The 13,612-nt window shown below is 48.9% G+C and carries 9 protein-coding genes; all 9 read left to right on the forward strand.

The features are described from left to right. The first annotated feature begins 51 nt into the window (after positions 1–51). The 9 genes from AC4E8B_RS02150 (at position 52) to pruA (ending at position 13,445) form a co-directional block, all read left to right on the forward strand. The gene (locus AC4E8B_RS02150; RefSeq protein WP_490216724.1) at positions 52–1,797 is read left to right on the forward strand and encodes an adenine deaminase C-terminal domain-containing protein; all 1,746 of its coding nucleotides are present in this window, start codon (positions 52–54) and stop codon (positions 1,795–1,797) included. A 65-nt stretch (positions 1,798–1,862) separates the two neighbouring features. Further along, positions 1,863–2,909, forward strand: a complete 1,047-nt coding sequence (locus AC4E8B_RS02155; protein WP_490219458.1) for a DUF3048 domain-containing protein — start codon at positions 1,863–1,865, stop codon at positions 2,907–2,909. A gap of 44 nt (positions 2,910–2,953) precedes the next feature. Next, the gene (locus tag AC4E8B_RS02160; protein ID WP_490216725.1) at positions 2,954–3,268 is read left to right on the forward strand and encodes a YerC/YecD family TrpR-related protein; all 315 of its coding nucleotides are present in this window, start codon (positions 2,954–2,956) and stop codon (positions 3,266–3,268) included. 223 nt (positions 3,269–3,491) lie between these two features. Beyond that, a complete protein-coding gene (gene pcrB / locus AC4E8B_RS02165; protein ID WP_490216726.1) occupies positions 3,492–4,172 on the forward strand; it encodes a heptaprenylglyceryl phosphate synthase in 681 nt (226 codons plus the stop codon). A gap of 72 nt (positions 4,173–4,244) precedes the next feature. Continuing rightward, positions 4,245–6,482, forward strand: coding sequence for a DNA helicase PcrA (gene pcrA, locus AC4E8B_RS02170; protein ID WP_490216727.1), 2,238 nt, complete (start codon positions 4,245–4,247; stop codon positions 6,480–6,482). Between the two features lie 189 nt (positions 6,483–6,671). Beyond that, the gene (ligA, locus tag AC4E8B_RS02175; protein ID WP_490219460.1) at positions 6,672–8,678 is read left to right on the forward strand and encodes an NAD-dependent DNA ligase LigA; all 2,007 of its coding nucleotides are present in this window, start codon (positions 6,672–6,674) and stop codon (positions 8,676–8,678) included. A gap of 14 nt (positions 8,679–8,692) precedes the next feature. Next, positions 8,693–9,865, forward strand: coding sequence for a CamS family sex pheromone protein (locus AC4E8B_RS02180; RefSeq protein WP_490216728.1), 1,173 nt, complete (start codon positions 8,693–8,695; stop codon positions 9,863–9,865). Between the two features lie 963 nt (positions 9,866–10,828). Beyond that, a complete protein-coding gene (locus AC4E8B_RS02185; RefSeq protein WP_490216729.1) occupies positions 10,829–11,782 on the forward strand; it encodes a nuclease-related domain-containing protein in 954 nt (317 codons plus the stop codon). A 115-nt stretch (positions 11,783–11,897) separates the two neighbouring features. Continuing rightward, entirely contained in the window at positions 11,898–13,445 is a 1,548-nt protein-coding gene (pruA, locus tag AC4E8B_RS02190) for an L-glutamate gamma-semialdehyde dehydrogenase (protein WP_490216730.1), read from the forward strand. Positions 13,446–13,612: the final 167 nt, after the last annotated feature.

The following is a 13,612-nucleotide window of genomic DNA, read 5'->3' on the forward strand; positions in this document are numbered from 1 at the left end:
ATAAAATATATCAAAGCCGCTTCAGCGGCATAGTAAACGGAGGGGACATTGTTGCTCGAACAGCGGTATCGGTGGAAAAACAAACAAATAAGGGAACAGGTCTCCGTTCTGGATGGAAAGCTTGCCCCGACCATGCTTTTGCAAAATGCCACGTATTTGAATCAAGTGCTGAATAAATGGATTACCGCCAATATCTGGATCCACGACGACCGGATTGTCTATGTCGGAGAGAAGCTTCCGGCACGGACAGACGGCTGCGAAATCAGGGACTGCGGCGGTGAATGGCTCGTTCCGGGCTATATAGAGCCCCATGCCCATCCATTTCAACTATATAATCCCCATTCTTTAGCCGCCTATGCATCACAATTCGGCACGACGACACTCATCAATGATAATATGTCGCTTGTTTTGCAGATGGATAAAAAGAAAGCGTTTTCTTTTTTGAGGGAAATGCGCAATATTCCTTCTACGATGTATTGGTGGTGCCGGTTTGATGCACAAACAGAAATCCATAACGAAGAGCAGGCCTTTTCTCATGGAAGCATCAAATCATGGCTTGAGCATGATGCTGTCCTGCAGGGCGGGGAACTCACGGGATGGCCGCGGCTGCTGGATGGCGATGACATGATGCTTCACTGGATCCAGGAAGCCAAGCGGATGCGAAAGCAGATCGAAGGGCATTTTCCGGGGGCGTCGGAAAAAACATTAGCGAAGATGATGCTCTTTGGGGCAGACTGCGACCATGAAGCGATGACCGGAAAAGAGGTATTTGACCGGCTGATGCATGGATATACGGTTTCCCTTCGCCATTCTTCCATCAGGCCGGACCTGCCTAAGCTGCTGGAAGAGATGCATGAGCTGGGAATCAATGTGTATGACCGGTTCATTTTTACAACGGACGGCTCGTCTGCTTCCTTTTACGAGCAGGGCATGATCGACCATATGATCAGGATTGCCATCGAAAAAGGGGTCCCTGTGATAGATGCTTATAATATGGGGACGATTAATCCGGCCCGTCATTATAATATCGACTATCTGCACGGCAATATCACGACAGGCAGGATTGCCAACATCAATTTCCTTGGAGATGAAAGAAATCCTACACCGGTTTCTGTCCTTGCAAAAGGCAAATGGGTCAAAAAGGACGGCAGGGAAGTCGAAGGTGCTTACGGGTGGAATACTTGGGAAGAACACGGCTTTGAAAAGCTGGATATTGACTGGACCCTGACGAGTGATGATATGCAATTTTCCATGCCGTTTGGCATTAAGATGGAAAACGCCGTCATTACAAAGCCATATTCCATCTCGATTGATGTTTCCTATGAAGAGCTGTCAGAAGAACATGATGAATGCTTCTTCATGCTTGTCGACAGGAAGGGCAAATGGAGGATCAATACCATGCTGAAGGGCTTTGCCAGCCGGATTGGGGGCATGGCGAGTTCCTTCTCCAACACAGGGGATATCATCCTGATCGGAAAGAACAAAAGTGATATGATAGCAGCCTTTGAACGCATCAAAATGCTCGGCGGCGGGATTGCGGTTGCCGGCAATGGATTGATTGAATGCGAGGTTGAGCTTCCCCTGAACGGAGGAATGTCTAGAAAGGCGGTCCCGGAATTGATTGAAGATGAAAAGAAGCTGCTGAGGCTCCTTCAGGATAAAGGGTATAAATTTGAGGATCCAATCTATTCTCTCCTCTTTTTCTCATCGACCCACCTTCCGTACATCCGGATTACACAGCATGGGATGTATGATGTCATGAATAAAACGGTACTCTTTCCAACGATAATGCGTTAAAATATAAAAGAATAGACTATAAAGATAATCAGGTATCAACTGGGGTGAAAAAAATAAAAAAAGTAATGATGCTGTCAGCAGCGGTGCTGATGCTTGTTTCAGGGTGCAGCAAGTCAAATGATGGTGCAGAGCCGAAGAAAGGGAATAATCAGGCTCCGGCCGAACAAACTTCCAATGAAAATGAAAGACAGGAAACAGAGGCAGAATCTCCGTACGCCTTTCCGCTGACAGGTATCGGCACGGAGAAGGAAGCCGAGGGCCGTGCTGTAGCAGTGATGATCAATAACCATCCGGCAGCAAGGCCCCAGTCAGGGCTGCCGGAGGCTGATATTGTCTATGAGCTGCTGGCAGAGGGGGATGTGACCAGGTTCCTGGCCATCTACCAAAGTGAACAGCCGGAAAAAGCCGGCCCGGTCAGGAGTGCCCGCGATTATTACATCGAGCTTGCCAAAGCGTATGATGGGCTCTATATCTGCCACGGAAACAGCCCGGACGCCAAGGCGCTTATGGACAGCGGCTATATCGACAGCCTCAACGGGCTTTATTATGACGGAACCCTTTTTCAAAGGGCGGGCTTCCGCATAGCGCCGCATAATTCATATATTTCTTATGAAAATATTTTGAAGGGTGCCGCGGAAAAGGACTACGGAATGGAAGAAGCCCCTGGTCCGCTAAGCTTCATGACGCCTGAGGAAGCGGGACAGCTTACTGGCGAAGCAGCAGAGAGTGCAAAGGTTTCGTATCTCTCAAATGAAACATTTACAAGCACCTATGAATATGACAGGGATCTTGAAAAATACAAAAGATACTCCAATGCCGAACTGACTGCAGATTATGACAGCGGCGCCCCGGTCCTGATTGACAATATATTCATCGTTGAAGCTGCACACAAAATTGTTGACAGTGCAGGCAGGCGTGAGATTAACTTAACATCCGGGGGACGAGGCTACCTGCTTCAGAAAGGCTTCCTCAGAGAAGTTGAATGGAAGAATGAAAATGGAAGGCTGCTTCCGTTTATCGGTGGCCGGGAAGCACCGCTTGTCCGCGGTAAAACGTGGATCAATGTAGTCCCATCAGACCCAGGCCTCGGCCAGGCAGTCAGCTTTAATTAAGCTAATAAATCTTACAAATTTGTCCTAAATAAAGGAGACCCTATATGCAAATTGAAAAACTAAGAGGCAAAGAGCTGGATCAATTATTTAAATCGGTTCTGTCCCTAAACGACCTGGAAGAATGCTATCGATTCTTCGACGATCTCTGCACGGTAAATGAAATTCAATCTCTTGCCCAGCGCCTGGAGGTTGCCCGGATGCTGCGTGAAGGAAAGACCTATCATAAAATTGAAACAGAAACAGGAGCTAGCACGGCAACGATTTCCCGTGTTAAACGCTGCCTGAATTATGGCAATGACGCTTATGAAATGGCCCTTGAGCGCATCAAGGACGAAGAAACACAGGCCGCTGCAGAATAATTGATGAAAAGCCGCAGGATGAAAAATCCCGCGGCTTTTTTATTAGGAGAAGCAAGCATCCCGGCCCATGTGTTCTTTGTTTGCACTGCCGCCCCCGCAACCTCCCGCTATGACTTTTCTTCTTCCATCAATATGCAGGAAATGTCCTTCCCGCTTTCCTTTTTGATTCCAGTGTCTAATGCTATAATGTTGTAATGGAATGATAGAATGGAGGCAAGTATGCATGTATGATGTTCGCGAGTGGCGCCACGCGTTTAAACTCGATCCAGATAAAGAAATTTCTGACCAGGACCTCGAACGGATCTGCGAATCCGGGACAGATGCTGTAATCGTCGGCGGTACAGACGGCATTACGCTTGAAAAGGTGCTGGACCTGATGGCAAGGATACGCCGCTACACGGTGCCCTGCGTACTCGAGGTTTCAACGATCGAGTCAGTAACCCCCGGCTTTGATTTGTATTTTATTCCGTCTGTCCTGAACAGCGGGGACAGCAGATGGATCACCGGGCTTCATCATCAGGCGGTCAAGGAATACGGCGAAATCATGAGCTGGGAGGAAATCCTTGTCCAGGGCTATTGCATCATGAACAGCGAATGCAAGGCTGCAAAGCTGACAGGAGCAAAGACTGATCTGGATGCCGAGGATGTAGTTGCTTACGCAATGATGGCAGAAAAGATGTTCCATCTCCCAATCTTCTATCTCGAATACAGCGGGACATATGGCGATCCCAAGCTGGCTGCAGAAGTAAAACGGACGCTCGGGGAAACAGCGTTTTTCTATGGCGGCGGAATTTCCTCACAGGCAGAAGCAGAGGAAATGGCTGAGGCCGCGGACGTCATTGTTGTCGGCAATATAATATATGAAAATCTTGATGAAGCTTTAAAGACAGTTTTGCCTAAATAAAGTTGATTGCAGAAGGACTTAAGGATACACTTACTATAAAGAACATATGTTTGTTTGGGCGGTGAAAATGAAATGCAATATTTAACGGATAAACTATTAAACGGATTGAATGCCCAGCAGCAGAATGCTGTAAAGGCAACGGACGGGCCGCTGCTCATCATGGCCGGTGCGGGAAGCGGCAAGACGAGGGTGCTGACCCACAGGATCGGATATCTTATGGTGGAAAAAGGGGTAAACCCTTATAACATCCTGGCCATCACCTTTACCAACAAGGCGGCAAGGGAAATGCGCGAGAGGATCCAGAACATGATGGGCGGAGCAGCCGATGATATTTGGATTTCGACATTCCACTCGATGTGTGTGCGCATCCTCAGGAGAGATATAGACAGAATCGGCTTTAGCCGGAATTTCACAATCCTTGATACAACAGACCAGCAGTCTGTCATCAAGGCGATCCTCAAGGAAAAGAATCTTGATCCGAAGAAATACGACCCGCGTGCGATTCTTGGCAGCATCAGCTCAGCGAAAAATGAACTGATCGACCCGGAGGAATATGCAAAGGCTGCCGGCGGTTTCTTTGAGCAGATCGCAAGCGACGTATACACAGAATATCAAAGGCGCCTCCGCAAAAATCAGGCGCTGGACTTTGATGACCTGATCATGACAACAATCCAGCTCTTCCAGCGGGTGCCTGAGGTGCTGGAATATTATCAGCGCAAATTCCAATATATCCATGTCGATGAGTATCAGGATACAAACAGAGCACAATATATGCTTGTAAAGCTGATGGCAGACAGATTCAAGAACCTTTGCGTCGTCGGAGACTCCGACCAGTCGATCTATCGCTGGCGCGGAGCGGATATTGCCAATATCATGTCATTTGAAAAAGACTACAAAAATGCGCGGACGATCCTCCTGGAGCAGAATTACCGTTCAACAAAGCGGATCCTGCTCGCAGCCAATGAGGTGATTGCCAAGAACCTCAACAGGAAGGCCAAGAATCTCTGGACAGAAAATGCAGAAGGCAATAAACTGTTCCATTACCGTGCCGACAGCGAGCAGGGGGAAGGGCAGTTTGTCGCCGGAAAAATTAAAGAAATGGTCGACAGCGGCAAGCGGAAGTATTCTGAAATTGCCATCCTTTACCGGACAAATGCCCAGTCCCGTGTAATGGAGGAAGTGCTCCTCAAATCGAACATCGAGTACTCCATTGTCGGCGGCATCAAGTTCTATGACAGAAAAGAAATCAAGGATATCCTTGCCTATCTGAGGCTGATTGCCAACCCTGATGATGATATCAGCCTGCAGCGTGTAATCAACGTGCCAAAACGCGGCATAGGTTCAGGGTCCGTGGACAAAATCGCCAATTTTGCACAGATGCATGATATGACGATGTACCAGGCACTCGATGCCCTTGACCTGATCGGCTTGAGCCCGAAAATCACTAAGGCGGCAACCGAGTTCCGCGATCTGATCAGAAGCTATGAACAGATGCAGGAATATTTGTCTGTGACAGAGCTTGTTGAAGAAGTGCTGGAGAAGTCAGGCTACAGGGACATGCTGAAGGCAGAGAAGTCAATTGAAGCCCAAAGCCGCCTGGAAAACATCGACGAGTTCCTGTCTGTTACGAAAAACTTTGAGGATGGGAGCGAGGATAAAACCCTTGTCGCCTTCCTGACAGACCTGGCCCTTGTCGCAGATATCGACAAGCTTGAAGACGATGGAACAAAAACTGATTCCGTCGTCCTGATGACACTTCACTCCGCGAAGGGGCTGGAATTCCCAGTCGTGTTCCTGATCGGGCTTGAGGAAGGTGTCTTCCCTCACAGCCGCTCCCTGATGGAGGAGGCGGAAATGGAAGAAGAACGCCGCCTCGCTTATGTGGGGATCACCCGTGCAGAGGAAGAATTGTACATCACAAATGCGCAAATGCGGACATTATTCGGCCGGACGAATATGAATCCTCCATCCCGGTTCATCCAGGAAATCCCAGCAGACCTTATTGAGGGGATTGAGCCAGAGAAAGCATCACCTTCTCCATTTGGCAGCGCGGCAGGAGGGCGGTCACTATCATCCTCTGCTCCGCGGCAGGCTATGCGCAAGGCTGTGGTCAAGCCGGCTGCCGCTTCGACCGGCGGCGACGCGCTCGGCTGGCAGGTCGGAGACAAAGCCGTCCATGGAAAATGGGGCACCGGAACGGTTGTCAGCGTAAAAGGCCAAGGAGAAGGGACAGAGCTGGATATCGCCTTCCCGAGCCCGACCGGCATCAAACGCCTGCTGGCAAAATTCGCGCCGATTACAAAAGGCTGAACAGAAAAGAAAGCATAATTACCCGGAGCTGCCGGGCCTTTCTGAAGGCTGGCAGCTGCCGGATTTTATTAGTTGATATGAAAATATAACCCCGAAAACTGTCTAGCAGCTGCGCCTGCCTCCTCGAGGTCTCGCTTGAGGCCCCCAGTATAAGGCGCTTGCGCTTTTCTAATGAAAGGGCTGGAAAATATGGACCTTCAAAATGCCGAAGCGAAAGTGAAAGAACTGCATAATCTGCTGAATCAATATGGCTATGAATATTATGTCCTTGATCAGCCGTCAGTGCCGGACGCTGAGTATGACCGGCTCCTGAAAGAGCTGATTGAGCTTGAAAATGAACATCCGCAGCTGAAAACCGCTGATTCACCTTCCCAGCGGGTCGGCGGCGAAATACTCGATATGTTTGAAAAGGTCGAGCATCAAACACCTATGCTGAGCCTTGGCAATGCCTTCAACGAAGAAGACCTGCGCAGCTTTGACCGCCGGGTGCGGCAGACGGCAGGAGAAAATCTTTCTTATGTGTGCGAGCTGAAAATTGATGGCCTGGCCGTCGCCCTGAAATATGAGGATGGCCTGTTCATCCAGGGGGCGACAAGGGGAGACGGTACGATTGGGGAAGATATCACCGTAAACCTGCGGACAATCCGCTCCATCCCCCTCCGCCTTTCAGAGCCTGTATCAATTGAGGTGCGCGGGGAAGCATTCATGCCGGGGCGATCTTTTGAAGCATTGAATAAAGGAAAAGAAGAGCGGGGCGAGGAGCCGTTTGCGAATCCGCGCAATGCGGCTGCAGGCTCCCTCCGCCAGCTTGATCCCCGCATTGCTGCTTCCAGGAACCTTGATATCTTCCTATACGGGATATCAAACACCGGCGAAACAGGTGTGGAATCACACAGTGCCGGGCTGGATTATTTGGAAACGCTCGGATTCAAGACGAACAAAGAGCGCAGAAGATGTGCCAATATAGAAGAAGTCATCGAATATGTCAGCAGCTGGAGCGAGAAGCGCCCTAACCTGGATTACGATATAGACGGAATCGTCATTAAGGTCGATTCGCTTGCCCTTCAGGAGGAGCTGGGTGCCACAGCGAAAAGCCCGCGCTGGGCGATTGCTTATAAATTCCCTGCTGAAGAAGTGGTCACCACTTTAAGGGATATCGAGCTGAGCGTCGGCCGTACCGGCGTTGTCACGCCTACAGCCCTGCTGGAGCCGGTCCGTGTCGCCGGGACAACTGTTCAGCGTGCATCACTTCATAATGAAGACCTGATCCGCGAAAAAGACATCAAGATCGGTGACAAGGTCGTCGTCAAGAAAGCCGGGGACATCATCCCCGAGGTTGTCAATGTGCTGGCCGAACAGAGGACAGGCGAAGAACGCGAATTCCTGATGCCGACACACTGTCCGGAATGCGGAAGCGAGCTGGTCCGCCTTGAGGGTGAAGTGGCCCTGCGCTGCATCAATCCGAAATGCCCGGCCCAGATCCGCGAGGGGCTGATCCATTTTGTCTCCCGGAATGCAATGAATATTGACGGACTTGGCGAAAAGGTGGTCAGCCAGCTGTTCGCCAAAGAGCTGATCAAGGATGTGGCTGACCTTTATAAGCTCACTCATGAAGCTTTGATCGGAATGGAGCGCATGGGCGAAAAATCGGTCAATAATCTGCTGCAGGCCATAGAGGCATCCAAGCAGAACTCCCTTGAAAAGCTGCTGTTTGGATTGGGAATCAGGCATGTCGGCGCAAAGGCAGCCAAAACGCTCGCACAGCATTTCAGCACCATGGATAACCTGATGATAGCATCGGAAGAGGACCTGACGGCGATCAATGAAATCGGCGGCAAAATGGCTGGAGCGATTGTCGCATTCTTTGAGCAGGAAGAAGCGAAGGAGCTTATCCGCGAACTGAAGGAATCCGGCGTCAATTTGGAATACAAAGGGCCGAAGCCAGTTGCGGCAGAGGACTCTGACTCGTTCTTTGCAGGAAAGACAATCGTGTTGACAGGCAAACTTTCCATATTGAGCCGAAATGAAGCAAAAGAAAAGATCGAAGCACTGGGCGGAAATGTGTCAGGAAGCGTCAGCAAGAAAACAGACCTCCTGATTGCAGGAGAGGATGCCGGCTCCAAGCTGGCGAAAGCCCAGGACCTGGGAATTGATATTTGGAATGAGGAGCAGCTGGTTGAAGAATTAAATAATTAAGAGGTGTAAAAGCAGTGAGAAGAACATCAATAATCGCCTTGTCCCTTGTCCTTTTGCTGACAGGCTGCGCCCCTAACTTCCAGAAGCAGGAGGAAGTGGTGCAGGAGCAGGATGACTCAAAGGAAAATGCGATTATTCCAAACTATAAGATCTCGGATCAGTACTACCGTACGATCCTGCCTTTTAAGCCCGGGGAAGCACGCGGATTGGTCGTCAATAATATCAATACCAGATATGACCTGAATGAATTTGAGACCGGCCTCATGAGGGTGGCCCAGAACTCCTTTGATCCGGATAAATACTTTTTCCAGGAAGGACAGTATCTGAAAAGAGATACAGTCAGCAAATGGCTGAGCCGCAAGTATACGGCCGCACAGCTGAAGGAAAAGAATCTCGATGAAGAAGACAATCTTGGCCTGAATCCGGTGGATGACGGAAAAGGGGATATCAAGTCGCGCGAGGAAAGAAACCCGATTTACCTGGCCCATATCCTTGAGCATAACTATCTCCTGAAAAACGAGGATGGCAAAGCCTATCTCGGAGGAGTCGTCATCGGTCTTGCACTGAACTCTGTCCACTATTACAGGACGGTGGAGTACGGAGACGTATTCGAGAAAAAAATCGACCATGCCACCCTTGAAAAAGAAGGGAAGCAGATTGCCGATCAGGTATTAAGCAGGCTCCGCAGCATGGACGAGCTGAAAAATGTACCGATCACGATCGCCCTGTTCGAGCAGGAAAGCAATAAATCAGTCGTGCCTGGCAGCTTCTTTGCCTATGCCCAGGCCGACAAAGGAAGCGGCAAGCTCGGCGGCTGGGAAGGTGTAGATGAAGAATACGTGCTATTCCCTTCACCTGAAGCCACCGAAGATCACAGGGAAGACGTCACCTCATTCCTTAACTTCAAGCAGGACGTCGAAAAATACTTCCCGAACTTCAACGGAGTCATCGGGAAAGCCTTCTATGCCCAGGAACAGCTCCAGGAGCTGAACATCGAAATCCCGATTCAATTCTACGGGAAAGCAGAAGGCATCGGCTTTACCCAATATGTGACCGGACTCGTCATGAAGCATTTCCCTGACTATATATCCGTCCAGGTCAGCGTCACCTCCGTCAACGGCCCGGAAGCACTCATCGTCCGGAAAGCCGGGGACCAGGAACCGTTTGTGCATATTTATCAGCAGTAGAAGAGACAAGCAGCCGCTTTGGGGGGCTGCTTGTTTTTTTTGTGTGAAGGTGCAGGTGTGGGAGGGAGTCAGTTGGTAGAAAAAAGCGTGAATTGGTAGAAAAGCTGGGTGGATTGGTAAAATGATTGCGCGGTTCGGTAGAAAACAGGCGCCAGTCGGTAGAAAAAGCTGCAGATTGATGGAAAATGCGTCCGATCTCTTTTCGAAGTGTACTATGTGAGCTGTGGAGATAGCCTTTCATGGGGGGAAGTGCCTTATTTTGGAGGATTCAGCCCGCTCAGTTGAGCGTTGGGAGGGAGTTGGTAGAAAAAAGCGTAAGATGATAGAAAAGTTGGGTGTATTGGTAAAATGGTTGGGCGGTTCGGTAGAAAACAGGCGCCAATCGGTAGAAAAAGCTGCAGATTGATGGAAAATGCGTCCGATCTCTTTTTGAAGTGTATTATGTGAGCTGTGGAGAGAGCCTTTTATGGGGAGAAGTGCCTTATTTTGGAGGATTCAGCCCGCTCAGATGGACGTTGTGAGGGAGTTGGTAGAAAAAAGCGTGAATGAATTAAAAAACAAGCTGAATTAATGAAATTATTACGCGAATCGCTAGAAAACAGCCGCCAATCGGTAGAAAAGCCGCATAATGCTGAAATAGCCCCTCCGCTCCATCTTTCGAAATGAGCTTTTAAGCTAAAATAGAGAGCTTTGCAGGTCAGCGAAGGTCCCTTTATGTGATGTTCGCCAGAAAAGTGGGCAATTTTAACAAAAAATACTCATGTGTGTTACAAAACAGCCCCCATTTTACCAAACGACCCCCGCCAGCCGCCCAATGACTGCCCAAAATGACTAATATACTGCTCCCGCGTCCCGGCCACCACCCACCCTCTCGAAAGGGACAAACAAAATTTCCCCACAAAAACAGGATTTCCATACCCGGACCAAGTATATAAACACTAGAAAACAAGAAAGGAGCTTTCTATGATTATAAAAAAAATAGAAATGCCTTTAACACTGCAAAAGCTGCAGGCCCTTAACCGGAGGCTGCCGCAGAACCACCCCAAATACCAGCTTATCCAGGAAAAAATGGCGAAGGGGCTTGCCGGTTATAAGGGTGAGCTTGCGGTAGGGTACCAGCTCGGTTTTCTTCCAAAAGACAGGTATTTAATTTTTCACAATATCCGCCTGCAGGAAGGGGAGCATTTTTTTCAAATGGATTTCCTTCTTTTGTCCAAAGAGTTCCTGATAACGCTTGAAGTGAAGAATATGGCGGGCACCTTGTATTTCGATCCCGTTTTCCAGCAGCTGATCCGGACGCAAAATGAGAAGGAAGAGGCGTTTCCTGACCCGCTTATCCAAATTCAGCGCCATAAAACCCTCATGGCCAGCTGGCTTAAAACGCATAACTATCCTCCCATCCCAATTGAGTCCCTCATCGTAATAAGCAGCCCATACACCCTATTGAAAACACCCCCTAAAAATGAATCGATCTCCCGAATCATTCTTCATAGCGAAGCACTTCCAGCTAAAATTAAGAAGCTTGAATTGGACCATATAAAGAGCTGCATGGATGATAAACAGTGGAAAAAGCTCAGCCGCCTGATTCTGAAGAAAGATACCCCTCTGAATGCAGATATCCTTGAACAATATGATATTCGGAAAAATGAGCTCATTGCGGGTGTATTCTGCCAATCCTGCCATGCTCTCCCGATGGGAAGGTCACATGGGACATGGTCGTGTCCGCAATGCCATTTCAAGGCTGCAGATTGCCACTTGCCTGCTCTGGCAGATTATCGTTTATTAATAGGAGAGACAATCACAAACAGCGAGGCGAGATATTTTTTGCAGATATCGTCATTGCAGCTGGCAGGACGCCTGCTATCTCATGTACAGCCAGATGGAAAAACAAAGGGAAGGATTTATATATTAAAATAACAACCTGCAGCACTTTTGGAAAAATAAACATTTCTCAGAATGTTGGAGATAAATAGAAAGTCATGTTAAAATGGAACCTGGATGTAAACGTTTTAGTACATAGGAGGCGTTATAAATGGTACAACCTTACAAGCATGAACCTTTTACTAACTTTTCTGTTGATAAAGAACGCGATGGCTATCTGCAGGGCTTAAAGACTGTCGAGGGCTATCTTGGCCAGGATTATGATCTGCTGATTGGCGGAGAGCGCGTTTCGACTGAAGATAAAATAGTTTCCTATAATCCTTCTAATAAAGAAGAAGTGATCGGCCGTGTATCAAAGGCGACGCAGGAGCATGCCGAGCAGGCAATGCAGGCGGCTGTCGAGGCTTTCAAGACGTGGAGAAAGGTGAAGCCTGAAACGCGCGCTGATGTGCTTTTCAAGGCAGCTGCGATTATCCGCCGCCGCAAGCATGAGTTCTCTGCTTTGCTGACGAAGGAAGCGGGCAAGCCTTGGAATGAGGCTGATGCAGATACTGCGGAAGCAATCGACTTCCTTGAGTACTATGCACGCCAGGCTCTGAAAGTGAAAGACGGCATGCCAGTGAACAGCCGTCCGAATGAATATAACCGCTATGATTATATTCCATTGGGCGTTGGCATCGTTATTTCTCCTTGGAATTTCCCGCTTGCAATCATGGCTGGTACGACTGTAGCTGCCATTGTTGCCGGAAACACTGTATTGCTCAAGCCGGCTTCAACTACTCCTGTGGTAGCAGCGAAGTTTGTTGAGGTCATGGAACAGGCCGGCCTTCCGAAGGGCGTTCTGAACTTTGTACCTGGAAGCGGAGCAGAGGTAGGCGACTATCTGGTTGACCATAAGGACACCCGCTTCATTTCATTCACTGGATCCCGTGATGTGGGTCTGCGCATCAATGAGCGTGCTTCTAAATTGAATGATGGCCAGATCTGGCTTAAGCGTGTTATTGCAGAAATGGGCGGGAAGGATACGATTGTCGTTGACAAAGAGGCAGACCTTGAGCTTGCTGCACAGTCAATCGTTGCTTCCGCATTCGGTTTCTCCGGACAGAAATGCTCTGCCTGCTCACGTGCAGTGGTGGTAGAGGATGTGTATGATCAGGTGCTTAACCGTGTGGTTGAGCTGACCAATGATCTGACACAGGGCAATCCTGAAGATAACAGCAATTTCATGGGTCCTGTTATCGACCAGAATGCATTTGATAAGATCATGAGCTATGTTGAAATCGGCAAAGAAGAAGGCAAGCTGATGACAGGCGGAGAAGGGGACAGCTCTACAGGCTACTTCATTAAACCGACTGTGTTCGCAGACCTTGCTCCTGATGCACGTTTGATGCAGGAAGAAATCTTTGGGCCGGTTGTAGGCTTCACAAAGGCTAAAGACTTTGACCATGCATTGGAGATTGCCAATAATACAGAGTACGGCTTAACAGGTGCGGTCATCACTACGAACCGTGAAAACATCCAGAAAGCGCGCGAAGATTTCCATGTCGGGAATCTGTATTTCAACCGCGGCTGTACAGGAGCAATCGTTGGATACCAGCCATTCGGCGGATTCAATATGTCAGGTACAGATTCAAAAGCTGGAGGACCTGATTATATCCTTCTGCATATGCAGGCGAAGACAACTTCTGAAATGTACTAAATCCGTACTGCCGGACAGGCCCGCATCCCATTATGGGATGCGGGCTTTTTGTGCTTGTTAAGGAATTTATAAATTGTAATTCTTGTGGATTATTATCAATTCTTGATTAACGTCCAGCAGCTGCGCCGAGGTCACAAGACGAACTTCCCAAAAAGGCAAAGTACGCC

The sequence above is a fragment of the Bacillus sp. SRL543 genome, from assembly GCF_984799205.1.